23 protein-coding genes are annotated in these 18242 nt (G+C 58.9%); 12 read left to right on the top strand and 11 right to left on the bottom strand.

Annotation, left to right across the window (positions count from 1 at the left end; all coding sequences use genetic code 11):
* Positions 1-215 precede the first annotated feature (215 nt).
* A complete protein-coding gene (locus ACTJJ7_RS03330; protein WP_440965343.1) occupies positions 216-923 on the top strand; it encodes a DUF3053 family protein in 708 nt (235 codons plus the stop codon).
* Here ACTJJ7_RS03330 and ACTJJ7_RS03325 read toward each other — a convergent pair.
* From ACTJJ7_RS03325 to ACTJJ7_RS03310, 4 genes are read right to left on the bottom strand one after another with little or no spacing between them, the layout of a single operon-like run.
* A complete protein-coding gene (locus tag ACTJJ7_RS03325; protein WP_440965341.1) occupies positions 920-1978 on the bottom strand; it encodes a D-TA family PLP-dependent enzyme in 1059 nt (352 codons plus the stop codon). The two genes, ACTJJ7_RS03330 and ACTJJ7_RS03325, sit on opposite strands and share 4 nt — an antisense overlap.
* A 3-nt stretch (positions 1979-1981) precedes the next feature.
* Complete coding sequence (locus ACTJJ7_RS03320; protein WP_105733722.1) at positions 1982-2863, bottom strand: MurR/RpiR family transcriptional regulator; 882 nt, start codon at positions 2861-2863, stop codon at positions 1982-1984.
* Between the two features lies 1 nt (position 2864).
* Entirely contained in the window at positions 2865-3932 is a 1068-nt protein-coding gene (locus ACTJJ7_RS03315; RefSeq protein WP_440965340.1) for an ABC transporter ATP-binding protein, read from the bottom strand.
* Position 3933: 1 nt separating this feature from the next.
* Entirely contained in the window at positions 3934-4725 is a 792-nt protein-coding gene (locus ACTJJ7_RS03310; protein ID WP_440965338.1) for an SDR family oxidoreductase, read from the bottom strand.
* A 282-nt stretch (positions 4726-5007) separates the two neighbouring features.
* Between ACTJJ7_RS03310 and ACTJJ7_RS03305 the strand changes: the two genes are divergently transcribed.
* The 5 genes from ACTJJ7_RS03305 (at position 5008) to ACTJJ7_RS03285 (ending at position 9923) form a co-directional block, all read left to right on the top strand.
* Positions 5008-6237: an ABC transporter substrate-binding protein gene (locus ACTJJ7_RS03305; RefSeq protein WP_425350439.1), complete on the top strand. Its 1230-nt coding sequence runs from the start codon at positions 5008-5010 to the stop codon at positions 6235-6237.
* Positions 6238-6349: 112 nt separating this feature from the next.
* On the top strand, positions 6350-7219 hold the full coding sequence (locus tag ACTJJ7_RS03300; RefSeq protein WP_105733718.1) for a carbohydrate ABC transporter permease: 870 nt from the start codon (positions 6350-6352) through the stop codon (positions 7217-7219).
* On the top strand, positions 7216-8043 hold the full coding sequence (locus tag ACTJJ7_RS03295; protein WP_162800171.1) for a carbohydrate ABC transporter permease: 828 nt from the start codon (positions 7216-7218) through the stop codon (positions 8041-8043). Before ACTJJ7_RS03300 ends, ACTJJ7_RS03295 begins: the two co-directional genes overlap by 4 nt.
* Before the next feature lie 19 nt (positions 8044-8062).
* Positions 8063-8431 carry a RidA family protein gene (locus ACTJJ7_RS03290; protein WP_440965501.1) on the top strand — a complete coding sequence of 123 codons (369 nt, stop codon included), beginning with the start codon at positions 8063-8065 and terminating at the stop codon, positions 8429-8431.
* Positions 8432-8453: 22 nt separating this feature from the next.
* The gene (locus ACTJJ7_RS03285; RefSeq protein WP_440965335.1) at positions 8454-9923 is read left to right on the top strand and encodes a M81 family metallopeptidase; all 1470 of its coding nucleotides are present in this window, start codon (positions 8454-8456) and stop codon (positions 9921-9923) included.
* 18 nt (positions 9924-9941) lie between these two features.
* On the opposite strand, the gene ACTJJ7_RS03280 is transcribed toward ACTJJ7_RS03285, so the two are convergent.
* Positions 9942-10409, bottom strand: a complete 468-nt coding sequence (locus ACTJJ7_RS03280; protein ID WP_245421063.1) for a MarR family winged helix-turn-helix transcriptional regulator — start codon at positions 10407-10409, stop codon at positions 9942-9944.
* Between the two features lie 107 nt (positions 10410-10516).
* Here ACTJJ7_RS03280 and hmgA point away from each other — a divergent pair, with 107 nt between their 5' ends.
* The 5 genes from hmgA (at position 10517) to mazF (ending at position 14138) form a co-directional block, all read left to right on the top strand.
* A complete protein-coding gene (gene hmgA, locus ACTJJ7_RS03275) occupies positions 10517-11833 on the top strand; it encodes a homogentisate 1,2-dioxygenase (protein ID WP_440965333.1) in 1317 nt (438 codons plus the stop codon).
* Positions 11830-12852, top strand: a complete 1023-nt coding sequence (locus tag ACTJJ7_RS03270; RefSeq protein ID WP_440965331.1) for a fumarylacetoacetate hydrolase family protein — start codon at positions 11830-11832, stop codon at positions 12850-12852. Before hmgA ends, ACTJJ7_RS03270 begins: the two co-directional genes overlap by 4 nt.
* Entirely contained in the window at positions 12852-13496 is a 645-nt protein-coding gene (gene maiA, locus ACTJJ7_RS03265; RefSeq protein WP_105733712.1) for a maleylacetoacetate isomerase, read from the top strand. Before ACTJJ7_RS03270 ends, maiA begins: the two co-directional genes overlap by 1 nt.
* Positions 13497-13560: 64 nt before the next feature.
* The gene (locus tag ACTJJ7_RS03260; protein ID WP_199538007.1) at positions 13561-13803 is read left to right on the top strand and encodes an AbrB/MazE/SpoVT family DNA-binding domain-containing protein; all 243 of its coding nucleotides are present in this window, start codon (positions 13561-13563) and stop codon (positions 13801-13803) included.
* Positions 13803-14138: an endoribonuclease MazF gene (mazF, locus tag ACTJJ7_RS03255; protein ID WP_440965329.1), complete on the top strand. Its 336-nt coding sequence runs from the start codon at positions 13803-13805 to the stop codon at positions 14136-14138. The genes ACTJJ7_RS03260 and mazF overlap by 1 nt, the downstream gene beginning before the upstream one ends.
* Before the next feature lie 8 nt (positions 14139-14146).
* On the opposite strand, the gene ACTJJ7_RS03250 is transcribed toward mazF, so the two are convergent.
* The 3 genes from ACTJJ7_RS03250 to hppD are packed head-to-tail and all read right to left on the bottom strand — an operon-like array spanning position 14147 to position 16319.
* Positions 14147-14866: a nucleotidyl transferase AbiEii/AbiGii toxin family protein gene (locus tag ACTJJ7_RS03250; RefSeq protein ID WP_440965327.1), complete on the bottom strand. Its 720-nt coding sequence runs from the start codon at positions 14864-14866 to the stop codon at positions 14147-14149.
* Between the two features lie 59 nt (positions 14867-14925).
* Entirely contained in the window at positions 14926-15153 is a 228-nt protein-coding gene (locus tag ACTJJ7_RS03245; protein WP_440965325.1) for a hypothetical protein, read from the bottom strand.
* Between the two features lie 53 nt (positions 15154-15206).
* Positions 15207-16319 carry a 4-hydroxyphenylpyruvate dioxygenase gene (hppD, locus tag ACTJJ7_RS03240; RefSeq protein WP_130272665.1) on the bottom strand — a complete coding sequence of 371 codons (1113 nt, stop codon included), beginning with the start codon at positions 16317-16319 and terminating at the stop codon, positions 15207-15209.
* Positions 16320-16439: 120 nt separating this feature from the next.
* On the opposite strand from hppD, the gene ACTJJ7_RS03235 reads away from it, so the two are divergent.
* Positions 16440-16901: an Lrp/AsnC family transcriptional regulator gene (locus ACTJJ7_RS03235; RefSeq protein ID WP_440965322.1), complete on the top strand. Its 462-nt coding sequence runs from the start codon at positions 16440-16442 to the stop codon at positions 16899-16901.
* A 20-nt stretch (positions 16902-16921) separates the two neighbouring features.
* Here the strand turns inward: ACTJJ7_RS03235 and ACTJJ7_RS03230 are convergent, their stop codons facing one another.
* The 3 genes from ACTJJ7_RS03230 to pdeM form a co-directional block, all read right to left on the bottom strand.
* Positions 16922-17260 carry a type II toxin-antitoxin system PemK/MazF family toxin gene (locus ACTJJ7_RS03230; RefSeq protein ID WP_440965321.1) on the bottom strand — a complete coding sequence of 113 codons (339 nt, stop codon included), beginning with the start codon at positions 17258-17260 and terminating at the stop codon, positions 16922-16924.
* Positions 17247-17465, bottom strand: a complete 219-nt coding sequence (locus tag ACTJJ7_RS03225) for a type II toxin-antitoxin system PrlF family antitoxin (protein ID WP_105733706.1) — start codon at positions 17463-17465, stop codon at positions 17247-17249. The genes ACTJJ7_RS03230 and ACTJJ7_RS03225 overlap by 14 nt, the downstream gene beginning before the upstream one ends.
* Before the next feature lie 68 nt (positions 17466-17533).
* Positions 17534-18232, bottom strand: a complete 699-nt coding sequence (gene pdeM / locus ACTJJ7_RS03220; protein WP_245421062.1) for a ligase-associated DNA damage response endonuclease PdeM — start codon at positions 18230-18232, stop codon at positions 17534-17536.
* Between the last annotated feature and the right edge of the window lie 10 nt (positions 18233-18242).

Genomic DNA, 18242 nt, shown 5'->3' with positions numbered 1-18242 from the left:
GAAAACATCGGCTGTGACAACCACTGCGGTTGTACGCGCCGTCTTTCTCCACTAGGTCCTACCCAGCGATACGATCAATTTTAAGGGAAATGACATTCTTCCCATGCTGGTGCCCAATTTTTACAGCACCACGGGACCCAACAAGGCCGACAGGCCTTATCGCTCAGGCCGCTTGCCTGAGCAGACTTTAAGAAAAAGAAAAGGAAAATTACAAAATGCCAGGATTCCGTTTTGCCATTGCAGCTGCGATGACCATGTTCATGGCCCTCTCGATCTCGGCCTGTTCGGACAACGAGGCCACCCAGCGCAAGGCATTCATCGACTTTCTGCAGACGCGCATTGTCGACAAGAAGGGCGTGAGCGTCCCGCAATTGACCACGGAAGAAACCAAGTCTCTTGGCAGCTATGCAGCGCAATACAAGATCATCACCGATTTTCACGCGGCGATGAACGAAAAGATCAGCAAACCCATGGAAGCCCTTGCTGCCAAAGGCGCAATCACCTCCATCGATGATGCCATGAACCGCAAGGATGATATCAAGGCCGCCTATGCCGGTCTCAGCACGCTGCGCACGACCATGGATGAAGAACAGGGTGTCGCCGACAAGGCTCATGCGGCGCTGAAGCAGCCGGAAGATCTCAAGCCCGTCTTTGACAAGGCCTATGAAAAGACAGTGAGCAATCTTGCCAACACCTACAAGGAAATCTTTCCCGCCACGAGCGAAACCTTCGACATCCTCCTGAAGGTCGTCGATTTCGTCGATCAGCACAAGGACAAGATCACCATCTCCGGCTCGATGTTCGAGGTGTCGGACCCTACGGTCCAGGCGCAATTGAACACCCTGCTTGAGCAGGTCAATGCCAAGGGACAGGCGATGTCCGACGCGCAGCGGAAAATGCGCACCGCCATCTACGGCAATTAACCGACCCGGCCACGCGCGGCGACGGGGGCAATATCGACAACCTCGTCGCCTGATATCAGCACCACGTTGTCGAACAGGTTGGAGACCACGCAGGCATGATTGGGAATGATGCGGACCCGGTCGCCAATCTGCGGCTTCAATGTGCAGGCCGACACGTCGATCGTCCCGTGCTCCTCGCTGAGCGAAGTGATCACCGCATCGGGGAATTCGACAATCCGCCCGAACCCCTCCATGCCGAACGTATCGCTCGACAGCGATTTTGACCCGGCATCAATGACCGCACGATTGTCGGTGGGGCGGCTGACCACCGTTGCCAGAACGGTGAGGGCGCAATCATCCCACGTGCCCGCATTCTTTGCCACCTGAAACCGGTCCATGTAGATGTAGGTGCCCGGCCGGTGTTCGGTGGCCGCCGTCACCTCGTGAGCGCGCCACATATCGGGCGAACCGCCATTGGAGATGATGCGCGGATCAAGTCCCGCGTCGGCGGCTTTCTGCTTTGCCGCTGCCAGCCACGCCTGATTCTGCGGCACGCCACCCGCCTTCGGATAGGTCATGAAGCCCGCAAAGCGGAGATCTCCGGCGGCATCGATCACCTTTGCCAGCGCAACCGCCTCGTCGGGTGTCTGCACGCCGCAGCGGCCCATCCCCGTATCGCATTCCACCAGAACGTCAAGCGGCTTTGCCGAGCCGGCAAAAGCTGCGGCAAGACCGCTGACGGTTGCAGCGCTGTCCGCCGTCACCGCGATCTTGATACGGTTGTGCAGGGCAACGAGCCGGTCAAGCTTGGCTTTGCCGATAATATTGTAGGGAATGAAAATGTCGGTCAAACCGGCATCGGCCATGACTTCGGCCTCGCCCAGTTTCTGGCAAGTGATACCGACGGCGCCAAGTTCCACCTGCCGTTTGGCAAAGCGCGGCAGCTTGTGCGTCTTGATATGCGGGCGCACGCGCAGCCCATGCGCGTCGGCATAGGCCTGAAAGCGCTGCAGGTTGGCATCGGCCCGGTCCACATCGATAAGGACGGCAGGCGTATCAAGATTGGACAGTTTCAATTTTCAGTCTCCAAGCGGAAGGTTGGGTGCATCGCTTTTTTGCATGCCCTGAAGGTTCTTGATGCGGCGCATGCGCTCCACCGCCGGCGCACCGATTTTCTCCGCCACGCTCATGGCCAGCATGTCGGTGAGGGCAAGCAGGGCATAACGGGCGGGCGAGGGCCGGTAGACATTCGTGCCCTCCTCGATGTGAAAAGGTAAGACCAGTTGCGCGGCCGCCGCCAGGGAGGAATTGGCCGCCGTGAAGGCAATTGTTTTCGCGCCGTAGCGCCCGGCAATGGTCACGGCATCGATGACCGGCCTGACCTCGCCGGACAGGGAATAGGCGACGATGACCGTATCCTTGCTGCTGGTTGCCGCAGTCATCTGCTGCATTTCGCCATCAATATGCGAGGAGGCCGGAAGACCCAGCCGGAACAGCCGGTTTTCAAGCTCGGTCGCGGCCATTGACGAGGCGCCGCCTGATCCGTAGGCACGAACCATGCCGGCTGCCGCAACGATAGCGGCGGCCCGGTCAAGACTGGCCCGGTCGATGAGATTGGTCACCGTCTCAATCGCGCTGACAGCGCTGCTGGCTATGATGGAGGGAACACCATTGCTCGCCGAACCGTCGGCGGTGCTGACCGAAATGAACCGTCCGGCAATCGCCAGGGATTGGGCAAGCCCCACCTTGAAATCACGGGTGCCTTCGAAACCGAGCGTGCGGCAGAAACGGGTGATCGTCGGTTCGCTGACCCCGGCCTTTTCCGCCAGTTTTTCGATGGAAGCATGGGTGGCAAAATCCGCATCCGCCAGAACGGCAGCCGCCACCTTTTGATCGGAACGCTGGCCGTTCTCGGCGATGTCACGCAAGCGGGCAACGATGTCAAAAAGCGGCGAAGCCATGTCAGATCCGGTTTCCGGTTTTCCCGTCAAAGACGTGAACCTTGCCGGAATCGACCGTCAGCATCATCTGGCTGCCCGGTTCCGGCGCAATGCGATCACGGAAAACGGCACGCACATCCACGCCGGCAATCGTGCCGAAAAGATGCGTTTCCGAGCCCGTCGGCTCCACCACGGCCACCTTGTAGGGGAAACCCTGACCGCTTGCAGCCAGGCGGTAATGTTCCGGACGAATGCCCACTTCAACCGGCTGACCGGAGGCGGCCGTCGTATCGCCGACCGGGATCGTAAAGCCATCCGATGTCCGCATGCGCACCACCCCGTCACCGCGCTCCAGCGTCCCTGGAATAAAGCTCATGGCGGGCGAGCCAAGGAAACCGGCAACGAATTTGTTGGCAGGCCGGTCATACAGTTCCAGCGGCGAGCCGATCTGTTCGATGCGCCCGCCATTCATAACGACGATCCGGTCCGCCATGGTCATGGCCTCGATCTGGTCGTGGGTCACATAGACGATGGTTGTCTTGAGCTGCTGGTGCAGCGCCTTGATTTCCGTGCGCATCTGCACGCGCAGCTTGGCATCCAGATTGGACAGCGGCTCGTCGAACAGGAAAAGGTCGGGTTCCCGCACGATGGTCCGGCCCATGGCAACCCGCTGGCGCTGACCGCCAGAAAGCTGGCGCGGCAGGCGGTCGAGATAGTTATGCAGGTTGAGCGTTTCCGCTGCCTTGTTCACCTTGGCATCGATAATGCTTCCCGCCTCGCGCCGGATTTTCGGGCCAAAGCCGATATTCTTGCGCGTCGTCATATGCGGGAACAGCGCATAGCTCTGGAAGACCATTGAAATATTGCGCTGCTGCGGCGCGAGGCCATTGGTCAGGCGATCGCCGATCCACAATTCTCCCGAGGAAATATCGTCGAGACCGGCAATCATGCGCAAAAGCGTGGACTTGCCGCAGCCGGAAGGACCGATGAGAACGAGGAACTCACCGTCCCGCACCTCAAGATCGATGCCATGCAGAACGCTCATGGCTCCATAGGATTTGACGAGCTGTTTGATCTGAAGTCCGGCCATGTCAGTCTTCTCCCGCAAGAACGTCGTTGATGAAGCGCAGATTGCCTGACGTCAACCCGGCATCCACGGCCAGTGCCGTGCCTGTTATTCCAGATGCTGCCGAGGACGCCAGAAACAGGGCAGCATGTGCCACTTCTTCCGGCGTCACCATGCGCCCGAGCGGATAATGCGGCAAGACTTTCGCCAGGAGTTCCGGCTGACTGGCCAGGCGGTGATCCCATGCGGGCGTGCGCACCGAGCCGGGGCAGACGGCATTGGCGCGGATGCCATGCCGTCCGCGCTCGACAGCCAGCGCCTTCACATAGGAGATCAACCCGGCCTTGGCAGCCGAATAGGCCGGGTTGCCGAAATGCGAGAGGCCGTTGACCGAGGATATGAACACGATATTGCCGCTGCCGCGTTTTGCCATGGCATCGACGACCGGCGCCGTCACATGAAAGGCTCCATTCAGGTTGATCGCAATCTCGCGATCCCAGACATCGCCGTCCACCTGATTGAGTGTTTCGCCGCGGGTGAAGCCGGCATTGTTGACCAGCACATCCGGCGCGCCGTTCCGGCCGATGAAATCATCGATAACGCCGGCAATGGCGGCGCGGTCCGTCAGCTCGAAAACAAGACGATGGGCGAGGGGCAGGTTTTCCAATGCCGCGTCCGTCCTGTCGGCACCCGAGACGACGGCCCCGGCAGCGGTGAAGGCTGCAATCAATGCCTGGCCGATGCCGCCTCCGGCGCCAGTGATCAGCACCTGCCTGCCTTTAAGTCCATAGAAATCATGCAAATTGGGTGAGGTCATTGCGCGTTCATCTGTTCCCGTATCATTGGCCCGCTTCTGCGGACAATCTCCAGCGGATTCTGCCCGCCTTTCGTCCAGCTAATGGCGATGCGTGAAAAAAAGCAACATAAAAATACGCGAAACCGATGCAAAATTCGCTTGCATGAAATTAAATTACATTTGAAGATAGAGAGGCTGGTTGGAAGAAGCGGCTTGCGGGAGGCGAAGGAGCCTACCCGCCGAAGACGGTTCGCGGACACAAACAAACGCCGTGTGACTGCGGCGATAACAAGGGGAATGACAATGACGTTCAAACAGAAACTATGCCTTCTTGCCGGAGCAAGCATTGTTGCCTTCAGCAGCAGCGCCTTTGCCGCAAGCACGGTGCGCGTCACCATCGCCGAATATAGCAAGGGCACGGGCCCGTATTTCCAGGAAGCGGCCAAGGCGTTTGAAGCCGCCAATCCCGATGTCAAAATCCAGATCGAAGTCGTGCCATGGGACAGCCTGCAGCAGAAGCTGACCACCGATATTTCGGCCGGTGCCAATGCCGATCTTTCCATCATCGGCACCCGCTGGCTGCTCGACTATGTGTCGGAAGGCATCGTTGCGCCACTCGATGAGCACATCAAACCGGAATTCAAGGCCCGCTTCATCGATACCTTCCTGACGCCGTCGGTCATGAACGGCAAGGTCTACGGTCTGCCGGTCGCCGCTTCGGCTCGCGCGATGTACTACAACAAGGACATTTTCGCCAAGGCCGGCATCAGCGCGCCGCCAGCGACATGGGCTGACTTCAAGACCGATGCGGAGAAGATCAAGAAGCTCGGCGGCGAAACCTATGGTTTCGGCCTGCAGGGCAAGGAAATCGAGACAGACGTCTATTTCTACTACGGCATGTGGTCGAACGGCGGCGAAATCGTCAAGGACGGCAAATCCGGCCTGGATTCAAAAGCGGCCATCGATACCGCCAAGCTTTACAAGAGCTTCATCGACGAGGGCCTGACCCAGCCGGGCGTGACCTCCTATTCGCGTGAAGACGTGCAGAACCTGTTCAAGCAGGGCAAGGTGGCAACGGTCATCACCGCACCGTTCCTGTCCGGCCAGATCAAGACCGAAGCGCCGAAGCTTAATTATGGCGTGGCGCCCATTCCCGCCGGTCCGGGCGGCGACAAGGGCACCTATGGCGTGACCGATTCCATTGTTCTGTTCGAGAATTCCAAGAACAAGGAAGCGGCCTGGAAGTTCCTCGACTTCATCTTCACCACGGAACAGCGCACCAAGTTCGACAAAGTCGAACACTTCCTGCCGGTCAATGCGGAAGAAGCAAAGGATCCCTATTTTGCGGATGATGCCGATCTGAAGGTCTTCACCTCGCTGCTGCCAAACGCCCGATTTGCGCCGGTCATTCCGGGCTGGGAGGACATCGCCAAGACAACCTCCAATGCCGTGCAGAAGATCTATCTCGGCCAGGGCGAGGCCGAGGCGACACTGAAGGAAGCGGCCGCCAAGATCAACGCGACGCTGAAATAAGCCGGGCACGGGAGAGCAGCATCCGCCGCTCTCCCCACCCGTCCTTCAGACGCCATATTCTCCGGTCCCAAATTCTCCGGTCCCACATGCTCCGGTCAAGGAACGCACGCTTATGCAACGGGCAACGGCCCCCTATTTCCTCATTCTGCCAAGCTTCATCCTGGCAGCCGCCATCATTCTCTGGCCGCTGAAGGAGATCGTTTCGCTGTCGCTGCATGACGTGAACCGCTTCGGCATGCTGCGCGAATTCGTCGGGCTTGAGCATTTCCGCGTGCTGTTCGCCGATCCGGATTTCATCGCCGCCACCTGGCGCACCCTGATCTGGACCGCCTGCGTTGTGCTTGGCACATTGATTGTGTCGGTCCCCATTGCGCTGATCCTCAACGAGGATTTCTATGGCCGCGGCATTGCCCGCATCCTCATCATGCTGCCCTGGGCGATCTCACTGACCATGACCGCCGTGGTCTGGCGCTGGGCTCTCAATGGTGAAAGCGGCATGCTGAACTCGGCCCTGCGTGACCTTGGCCTGATCGGCAGCAATATCCAGTGGCTGGCCGAGGCATCCACGGCCTTTCCGATGCAGATCCTGATTGGCATTCTCGTCTCGGTGCCGTTTACCGTCACCATTTTCCTCGGCGGCCTGTCATCGGTTCCCGATGATCTCTACGAGGCGGCCGCAACGGAAGGGGCAGGGCGCTGGGATCAGTTCCGCCTGATCACGCTTCCCCTGTTACGGCCCTTCATCAACATCGCGTTCGTGCTCAACACGATCTACGTCTTCAACTCCTTCCCGATCATCTGGGTAACCACGCAGGGCGGGCCTGCCAATTCGACCCATATTCTCGTGACCTATCTCTACGAGCTCGGCTTCCGCCTGGGACGCCTCGGCGAGGCGGCGGCCATTTCGCTGATCATGTTCGCCATCCTTCTGGTCTTCACGCTCATCTATGTGCGGCTGGCCATGCGCGAGGAGAAGCCATGATGAACGCCAAGCTCAAGCGCTCGATCCTGTTCTGGCTGTTCCTGTCGCCCATCGTCGTGGTGATCCTCTTTCCCTATGTCGTCATGACGATCACGTCGCTCAAATCGGCAACCGAAGTGCTCAACCCCACCTGGTGGCCGGAAGAGCTGCACTGGCAGAACTTTTCGGAGATGTGGCAGACCTCGGGCATTGCCTCGGCGCTTGCCAATTCGCTCTATGTGTCGACGCTGTCGACCCTACTGACAATCATCGTCTCCATTCCTGCCGCCTATGCCCTCAGCCGCTACCAGTTTGCCGGCCGCAATGCCTACCGGCAGTTTCTCCTTGTCTCGCAGATGCTGTCGCCCATTGTGCTGGTCATCGGCCTGTTCCGGCTCGTCGCCAATGCCGGGATGATCGACAACCTGAACGTGCTTGTCATCATCTACACCGGTTTCAACATCGCCTTCTGCGTGTGGATGCTGCAAAGCTATTTCTCCACCATCCCGCGCGATCTTGAAGAGGCCGCGTGGATGGAAGGGGCAAATCGCTGGCGCACGCTGCGCAGCGTCTTCCTGCCGCTTGCCGTCCCTGCAATGGTCGTCACCGCCATCTTCACCTTCATCAATGCCTGGAACGAGTTCGTCATCGCGCTCACCATGCTGCGCAAGGAGGAGAATTATACCCTGCCGATCCGCGTGCTGTCGCTTGTCGCCGGCCGTTACACGGTCGACTGGCACTACGTCATGGCTGCGGCATTTGTGGCATCCGTCCCGGTCGCCATTCTCTTTGCGTGGCTGCAGCGCTATCTCGTGCGCGGGCTTTCCATCGGCGCCGTCAAATAATCAAGCACAGGAATTGAACATCATGACAAAACAGCATTTCGGATCATCACATGTGCCGCTGTCACCGGCCGTCCGCGCCGGAGATTTCATCTACATTTCCGGCCAGGTCCCGGTCGGCGGCGATGGCACGGTCATCACAGGCGGCATCGAGGCGCAGACAAGGCAGGTGATGGAGAACATCAAGGCAGCGCTGGCACTGGCCGGCGCGGATCTGTCCAATGTGGTGAAGACCTTTGTCATTCTCGAAGATGCGCGCGAGTTCGCCGCCTTCAACAAGACCTACGCGGCCTATTTTCCGCAGAACCCGCCAGCACGCACAACGATTGAATCGCGTCTGATGATCGATATCAAGATCGAAATCGAAGCCATTGCCTACAAGCCCCTCTGATATATAAAGAACAGGCATTTTCATGCGCATCTTCACCGCATCCCTTGCGACGGAAACCAATACGTTTTCGCCTGTACCAACCGACCGTGCCAGTTTTGAAATGGCCTTCTATGCGGCCCCCGGCGAACATCCGGAAACACCGACGCTGTGCTCGGCCCCCATGGTGGTTCTGCGCCGCCGCGCGCGCGAAGAGGGTTTTGAACTCATCGAGGGCACCGCGACCTGGGCCGAACCCGGCGGGCTTTTGCAGCAGCGGGCTTACGAGGAACTGCGCGACGAAATTCTCGGCCAGCTGCAGGCGGCCATGCCTGTCGACGCCGTCATTCTTGGCCTGCACGGGGCGATGGTCGCCCAGGGCTATGATGATTGCGAAGGCGATCTGCTCGAGCGCATCCGCGCGATTGTCGGCCCTGACGTGCTCATTGCGTCGGAGCTTGATCCGCACAGCCATCTGACACGCAAACGCGTCGAAAATTCGAATATTCTCGCTGCCTTCCTTGAATTCCCGCACACGGATTTCTACGAGCGCGGCGAACACGTCGTCGATCTCGCACTGCGCACGCTGCGCCGTGAGATCAAGCCGGTCATCTCCACCTTCGATTGCCGCATGATCGGGGTTTTCCCGACCAGCCGCGAACCGATGCGTTCCTTCGTCGACCGGATTCAGTCCATGCAGGGCAAGAACAACATTCTCTCCATCTCGCTGATCCACGGCTTCATGGCAGGCGACGTGCCGGAACTCGGCACGCAGGTCATGGTCGTCACCGATAATGATGCAGCGCGCGGCGCGGCGCTGGCCGAATCCCTCGGCATGGAAATCTTTGGCATGCGCGGGCGCACCGCCATGCCGATGCTGGGGACAGAGACAGGTCTCGACAAGGCCGTCGCCCTCGCCGCAAAGAAGACGGGAAAGCCGGTGGTTGTTGCCGATGTCTGGGATAATCCGGGCGGCGGCGTTGCCGGTGACGGCACGCTGATCCTGCGCCGCATCATCGAGCGCGGCATCGATAATGTAGCCGTGGCAACGATCTGGGATCCGGTTGCCGTCACCTTCTGTCTGGCAGCCGGAGAAGGCGCACGAATCCAGTTGCGCTTCGGCGGCAAGGCTGGCTCGGATGGCGGCGCACCGATCGATGCCCGGGTGGACGTCGTGAGGGCCGTGCAGGAAGGTTGGCAGAGTTTCGGCAAGAGCCGGGTCACACTCGGACCGGCTGCGGTCGTCCGCCTTGAGGGCACGGATATCGAGGTCATCCTCAATACAAACCGGACCCAGACGTTCGAGCCCGACATTTTTTCCAATCTCGGCATCGAACCCGCGTCCAAGAACATCCTGTTGGTCAAGTCGACCAACCATTTTCATGCAGGCTTCGAGCCGGTCGCGGCAGAGATCATCTATATCGATGCAGGCGCGCCCTATCCGTCCAACCCGAAGAAAACCGACTACCGGAAATTGTCGCGCGAAATCTGGCCACGGGTCGAAATGCCGTTCTGACCAGCACGCAACCTGCCGCTACCGGCCCTGCCGGTAGTAGGCTTCCAGCGCCGACAACCCCGCCTTCAGCTCTGCAGCGCCGCGTTCGCCGAGCCGGGCAAACAGTTCCGTCTCATAGCCATGCGCCATCGTCGCCAGATGCTGATACGCCTTGCGCCCGGCCGGTGTCAGTTCCAGATGTTCGGTCCGCCGGTCGGCTTCGTCGCGCTTGCGCTTGAGCCAATGGCGCTGCTCCAGTGAAAACACCGCCCGGCTGACCTTCGTCTTGTGCATGGATGAATGCGCGCCGATGGCCGTCGCCGACAGCGCACCGAACTGGCCAAGCGTTGCCAGCGTGCGCCATTCCGGCCGCGTCAGGCCATATTCATCGCGATATTGGCTGGCAAAGCGCTGACTGATCGCCTCCGCCGCCTTGTTCAGCCGGTAGGGAATGAAATCCTCCAGCACCAGCGGCGGCATTGCCGCCTCGCTCTGTTTCCCGGTCATTTGATCTCCTTTGCCGTTGATAGTTACAAAAAAGATCGTCACAAATGCAACTAAATAGATCGGCGGTGTTCTCCGCCGGCGTTTTCGAATGATCGGGAGGATTGATCATGACCCTTCACTACATGCCGGGCTTCGGCAATGATTTCGAAACAGAATCGCTTCCCGGCGCGCTGCCGCAGGGCCAGAATTCGCCGCAGCGCTGCGCCTATGGGCTTTATGCGGAGCAACTGTCCGGCTCTCCCTTCACCGCACCGCGCGGGATCAACGAACGGTCCTGGCTTTACCGCATCCGGCCGTCGGTCAAACATTCCGGACGCTTCACGCCTGCAGCGCGCAAGGATTGGAAGAGCGCGCCCAATCTCGACGATCATCAGCTCCCCATCGGTCAGCTGCGCTGGAACCCGACACCCATGCCGAAGGAACCGGTGAATTTCATCGACGGCATCCGCACCATGACCACGGCCGGCGATGTGCACGGCCAGGCCGGTATGGCCGCCCATGTCTATGCGTTCAATCGCGACATGGAGGACGACTACTTCTTCAATGCCGATGGCGAAATGCTGCTGGTACCGGAAAAGGGCCGTCTGCGGGTGTTCACCGAGATGGGCATCATCGAGATCGAACCCTCGGAAATCTGCATCATCCCGCGCGGCATGGTGTTCAAGGTTGCAACGCTTGACGGTGAGGCCCGCGGCTATATCTGCGAAAATTATGGCGCGAAATTCGCGCTGCCGGATCGCGGACCAATCGGCGCCAATTGCCTCGCCAACCCGCGCGATTTCAAGACGCCGGTGGCCGCCTATGAGGACAAGGAAACGCCGTGCCGCCTGCATGTGAAATGGTGCGGCAAGTTCTACCGGACGGACCTTGGCCATTCCCCGCTTGATGTGGTGGCGTGGCATGGCAATTACGCGCCGTACAAGTACGACCTGCGCACCTTTTCGCCTGTTGGCGCCATCCTCTTCGACCATCCCGATCCGTCGATCTTCACAGTACTGACCGCGCCATCGGGCGAGGAGGGCACCGCCAACGTCGATTTCGTCATCTTCCCGCCGCGCTGGCTCGTGGCCGAGCACAGTTTCCGCCCGCCCTGGTATCATCGCAACATCATGTCGGAATTCATGGGATTGGTTTATGGTCAGTACGACGCCAAGGAGGAGGGCTTTGTTCCAGGCGGCATGAGCCTGCACAACATGATGCTGCCGCACGGACCGGATACAATGGGCTTCAACAAGGCATCGACAGTCGAGCTCAAGCCGCACAAGCTGGAGAATACCCTGGCCTTCATGTTCGAAACCCGTTTCCCGCAGCATCTCACCCGGTTTGCAGCGGAACTCGACTCGCTGCAGGACAATTATGCCGATTGCTGGACGGACCTGAAGAAGCGGTTCAACGGCACACCCGAAGGAGACTGGTCCGAATGAAGCTTGCATCTTTGAACAACGGAACGCGGGACGGCAAGCTCGTCATCGTGTCCAGGGATTTGACCCGTTTCACCGATGCGTCGTTTCTCACGCCCACCCTGCAATCCGCGCTCGACAACTGGGCGCGCATTGCCCCGCATCTGGAAGCGCTGGCCGAAAGCCTCGACCATGGGGCCGTCCCCTCCGAGCGCTTTCACGAACATGAGGCGTTGTCGCCATTGCCGCGCGCCTTTCAGTGGGCGGATGGATCGGCCTATGTCAACCATGTCGAACTGGTGCGCAAGGCCCGCGGCGCGGAGATGCCGGAGAGTTTCTGGACCGATCCGCTAATGTATCAGGGCGGTTCCGACAGTTTTCTCAGCCCCCGCGCGCCGATCGTCATGGCGGACGAAGCCTATGGCATCGACATGGAAGGCGAAGTGGCCGTCGTCGTCGGCGACGTACCTATGGGCGCCACAGCCGATCAGGCACGCAGCGCCATCCGTCTCGTCATGCTGGTCAACGATGTCAGCCTGCGCGGTCTGATCCCGGCGGAACTCGCCAAGGGTTTCGGTTTCTTCCAGTCGAAACCGTCTTCGGCTTTCTCGCCGGTTGCAGTCACGCCGGATGAACTGGGCGAGGCCTGGGACGGCGGCAAGGTGCATCTGCCGCTGAATGTCGACTACAACGGCAAGCCGTTCGGCCGCGCCAATGCCGGCGTCGACATGACCTTCGATTTCCCCGTTCTCATCGCCCATGCCGCCAAAACCCGCCCGCTGTCGTCGGGAACGATCATTGGCTCCGGCACCGTCTCCAACAAACTGGATGGCGGACCGGGCAAACCCGTCGCGGAGGGAGGAGCGGGTTATTCCTGCATTGCGGAAATCCGCATGATCGAAACAATCAATCACGGCGCCCCAAAGACGGCGTTCATGCAGTTTGGCGATACCGTGCGCATTGAAATGAAAGACAAGGACGGTCATTCCGTCTTCGGTGCGATCGAGCAGCAGGTGACGCGTTATCAAACGGACACTGCGTGATGAGCGGGCTCATCCTCTTCGATTATTGGCGCTCGTCGGCAAGCTACCGGGTGCGGATAGCGCTGCAAAGCCTCAAGCTGGAATACGCCACCGTTCCCGTCAATCTGCTGAAGGGCGAGCACAAACAGCCGGATAATCTGAGCCGCAACCCGCAAGGCCTCGTTCCGACATTGGCCATGGACGGCCGGATGATGACTCAATCCCTGGCCATTATCGAATATCTCGACGAGATTTACCCGGATGCGGGATTTCTGCCTCCTGATCCTGCAGGCAGGCAGCGTGTGCGGGCGCTGTCCTATGCCATCGCGATGGATATTCACCCGGTCTGCAACATGAATGTTGTTGCGCATGTCATGGATATCACCGGAGATGGCGATGCAGCGCGCAACACCTGGATGCAGAAGTTCATCGCAGAAGGACTGGGGGCCTTCGAACGGCTCCTCGACTCTCCCGATACCGGCAAGTTCTGCCATGGCGACAAGCCGGGCATGGCCGATTTCTGCCTGGTTCCGCAGGTTTACAATGCACACCGCTGGGGGGCCGATATCGCAGGGCTGAAACGGGTGAATGCCATCTCCAGGCGCTGCGAAAAACTCAAGGCTTTTGCAGCGGCCCATCCGGATAAGGCAAGGCCTGACGTATAGACATTGTTGACACATCAAACTGCACCCACTACTGTATCAACAATGATGATACATGGAGTTGATCATGCGTGTAACCGTGAAGAAATGGGGAAACAGCGCCTCGGTGCGCATCCCGGCCGCTGTCATGACCGCGGCCCGGCTGCAACTCGATACGGTGGTTGATGTGCGTGAGGAAGACGGCCTGATCATCATCGAGCCAGTCCGCCAAACCGAATATGACCTGGATCAGCTGATCGAGGGCGTCACATCCGAAAACATGCACTCCGAGGCCGACTTTGGCGCTGCTGTCGGCAAGGAATCCTTCTGATGCCGGCCTATGTACCTGATGCCGGTGACATCGTGTGGCTGCACTTCAATCCTCAGGCCGGTCATGAACAGGCCGGCCATCGTCCCGCCGTTGTACTCAGCCCCGCCAGTTATAATGGCAAGACCGGTCTGATGCTCTGCTGCCCCATGACCACACAGATCAAGGGGTATCCGTTCGAGGTGCTGATCGCAGGTGACCGGCCGGGCGCCGTTCTTGCCGATCAGGTCAAGAGCCTCGATTGGCGCGTTCGCCGCGCATCGCAAAAGGGCAAGGTTTCGGCAGCAGAGCTTGCCGAAATCCGCAGCAAGGCCGCCGCGCTCATCGGCAAGCGCTGAATGTGATCTTACCCGGCCTCGACGCGGCTATCGGGCCAGATGCGGGCCACTTCGCTTTTCAGCGCAGCAATGCCTTCGAAAGCATCGCTCGCATCCATCTGCAGGACGTCAGCAGCATGGTGCAGTTCCTTGTCATCGTGGAGTCTGTGCACAACCCATGTAAGCTTGCGTTCAACATCGCGGCCATAGGCCTTCGTGGTCTTCTGGACAGCCGCATCGGGAATAGGCCCATAAGCTTTAACCAGCATGCCAAGATCAATCGCATCGCGATAAGCAATCGACCGGTCGTGGCAGCGGTCCGCGTTGGCCAGAAGCTTTTCAGCGAACATATCCGCGACAACCAAAGCGGGAACGCCAAGCTGCGCATCGAGATGGCCCTCCAAAGCGATGCGCACTTCGCGGATAATCTCAAATTTTATGGTCTGGCCGTGCAACACCAAGGCGGCCCGCAAGCCATATTGATCAATTCTGAAACTCCGCAAAGCCTCCACCGGTTCGCGGAAAAACGCCCGGATTCCACCGTCCACGGCGGCTGTTCGCAACTCACGATACCCATCTGCATCGGAACACAGAAAGTCGACATCCAGAGATTGCCGGTATTCGCCAAGCTTGAGAACGATTGCCGTGCCACCGCCAAACCAGCAGTGATTGGCGGACAGGAATGCATGATCCATCAGCCCAAGCGCTTCAATGATGACGCGATGTTCCTGTCTCTTGAATTCCCGCATGACGTTCCGATCATATTTGCCTAGCCTGCACTATGCAGGAAGCGACAGGGATGGAAAAGTCAGGAAATCAGCAACACGCCATTACCGAAAACCTGCGTCAGTTCGCGGATGAGTTCTGCTTCGCGGGTGGTGAGGTGCTCGGCATCGACAAAACGCCAATTGCGCTCGTAGAGTTCAAACGCTTCTTCGGCCGGAATTGGCCGCGCAGCATCCCTGTTCCACACAAGCAGTTTCAGCTCGGGGAAATCGGCGGGAACGATAGGGGCTACAGAAGCTGCAGTCATCATGCACTCAATGTAATGCACAATGAGCCAAATTTATAGCCCGTCCCGTTGATGCGCTATTCCGCGGCAGCGACCTTGATCACGCCGCGGCGGATCTGATCTTCTTCGATCGACTCGAACAGGGCGCGGAAATTGCCTTCACCAAAGCCTTCATCGCCCTTGCGCTGGATGAACTCGAAGAAGATCGGGCCGATAACGGTCTTGGAGAAAATCTGCAGCAGGATTTTTGTCATGCCGCCGTCGATCACGCCTTCGCCATCGATGAGAATGCCGTGCTTCTTCATCCGCTCGATCGGCTCGTCATGACCATGCACGCGCTCATGCGACATGTCATAATAGGTCTCGGGCGGGCCGGGCATGAATTTGAGGCCATTGTCCGCGAGTTTGTCCGTTGCGTCGTAAATGGCTTCCGTCCCAACGGCGATGTGCTGGATGCCTTCGCCCTTGTACTTGCGCAGATATTCCTCGATCTGGCTCTTGTCATCCGTTGATTCATTCAGCGGAATGCGGATCTTTCCGCAAGGGGAGGTGATGGCGCGCGACACCAGGCCCGTCAGCTTGCCGGCAATGTCGAAGAAGTGAATCTGCTTGAAGCCGAAGAGTTCCCGGTAGAATGCCCACCACTTGTCCATATTGCCGCGATAGACATTATGGGTGAGGTGGTCGAGATAATAGAACCCGACACCTTCCGGCTTCGGGTCGCGTTCGCCCAGCCACTCGAATTCGTCGTCGTAGACCGAGCCCTTCTCACCATACTTTTCGATGAAATACAGCATCGACCCACCGATACCGACGATGGCGGGAACATCGATTGTCTTGTCATCGCCGGTGTAGGGTGTCGCGCCCTTGGCAACCGCATGCTCGAAGGCATGCTTGGCATCGACCACGCGCCAGGCCATGGACGGCGCGCACGGACCATGCTCGCCGACAAACTTCGTCGCATGGGAATTGGGTTCGGCGTTGAGGATGTAGTTGATATCGCCCTGACGCCAGAGCGTCACATTCTTGGAGCGGTGCCGCGCAACGGGCTTGTAGCCCATCCGGGTGAAGAGTTCTTCCAGCTTTTCCGGCTCCGGATGCGAGAACTCGACAAACTCAAAACCATCCGTCCCGGCAGGATTGTCCTTGCTGATCGTGGCGACCGGTGCGTCGTGCGGAAATGGGCCCATGGCATCCTCCTCTGGCTTTGCGCATTATCGCGCAAACACCATGCAAAGTGCTTGCATTTCAACGCTCGCCAGAGGCATAATATGCATGTTTCGTGCATATTATTACCAAGGAAAGCATGAATGGAGCAACTTGACGCGTTTGACCGCAAAATACTGTCTTCCCTGCAGGAGGACGGGCGACTCACGAACAATGAACTTTCCGAGCGGATCAATCTGTCCGCCTCGCAATGCTCGCGCCGCCGGTCGCGGCTGGAGGAGGAGGGATTCATTCGCGGCTACAGGGCGGAAATCGATCGCGAAAAGCTGGGGCTTGGCATCGTCAACATCATCTCGGTCACGCTTGCGACCCATAACAGGGACAATGCCCGCCGCTTTTCCGATCTCATTTCCAAGCTGCCGGAAGTGATGGAAGCCCATGCGCTGACCGGGGAGATGGATTATTTCATCAAGGTGGTCACACCCGGTTTGCGGGCGCTCTCGGCTTTCGTCAACGACGTGCTGCTGCCGCATGAGTCCGTGCAAAACGTCAAGACCGCCATTGTGCTGGACACATTGAAGGAAGATGGCAGGCTGCCGATTTGAATGCAGAACTGACAGAATTGCTATTTGCTCAGGATGGAGGCAACCACACGCCTGACATCATCCAGTGTTTCCATTGCAACCTGTCCTAGCATGTCCGCATGAGCCGCTTCTATGGTCGCAATCTTAAGCGGCCGGATGACGGAGGCAACGGGAAGGCCAGTTTCCGCATGATGGGGGATGAAAACATCTCCCACCCAGGATTTGTTTTCAGCACTGGTAATCATCAGCACCCAAAGAAGGTTGGCATCTTCACCGATGGCGCCATCCGAGATGACAAGCGCAGGCCGATGCTGGCGCGTGTTGCGGTCCGTGTATGGAAACGGTACGCGGACGATATCGCCGGATTTAAAGGTCTGCATAGGCTTTTCTGTCCGCAGGGCTGTCCCACTCCACGAATGTTGCAAAGGGATCATCGCCTTGAGCACTGGCTTCCACTCGCATGAGAATGACCCGCCCCTCTTCAATCCGATAGGCAATTTCATCGCCTGGATTCAATTTCAGCGCCACACGTACCGCCTGCGGTATGGTCGTCTGAGCTTTGCTCGTCATTTTGCTGGTGATCATGGGTCACTCCTTTGCAGCCCATATGTAAGGAATTTCCTTACCAGCTGCAAGAGCAGCCAGCGAATGTCTCAAGGATACAGCGTCTTGCGCAGCATGGGGTAAACTCTGGCGTGGCCCAGCATATAGGCCTTGAGGCTATTGCTGTCGAACAGGCCATGAAAGGCCCGGCCGAGGATATTGAGCCCGCCGGTATAGGCGCCGAAGGCCGGCATGATCATGCGGGTGTGGTCGGTGACGAAGCAGCGCCGCTGCACAGACTGGCCGCGCCGCACCACCTTGGCCGCCGGATGCAGATGCCCGGCGATTTCGCCCCGCGATGCGGTTTTTGACGGTTCGTGGCGGAACACCAGCGCGCCGAAAGCCAGTTCGGTATAGGTTTGGCCGGGGAGATCGGCCGGATGCTCCGGATCGTGATTGCCCGTGATCCAGATCCAGTCGCGGCCATGCATCAAGCTGGCCAGCTGTTCTGCATAGATGGCGGGCAGGCGAGCAGCGGCGTCGCCATCGTGAAAACTGTCGCCGAGACTGATGACACAGGCAGGGTGATAGCGGGCGATGCTTGCCGCCAGCGCCTTCAACGTCGACGCGGTATCATAGGGCGGCAGCATCATGCCGCGCCGGGCGAAAGACGAGCCTTTTTCGAAATGCAGGTCCGAGACGATCAGGATGCGATCGGCCTCCAGATAAAGCGCACCGGATGGATCGCATAGGACGGTGTGACCGGCGATATCGGTCTCGACCGCGCCGTGCAGCATTGTCCGTGTCATATGAACCGCC

It is taken from the genome of Phyllobacterium sp. 22229 (assembly GCF_052056495.1).
Classification (GTDB): Bacteria; Pseudomonadota; Alphaproteobacteria; order Rhizobiales; family Rhizobiaceae; genus Phyllobacterium; species Phyllobacterium myrsinacearum.
The sequence above is the reverse complement of the archived record's forward strand: the minus strand, read 5'-3'. Positions and strand labels throughout refer to the sequence as shown.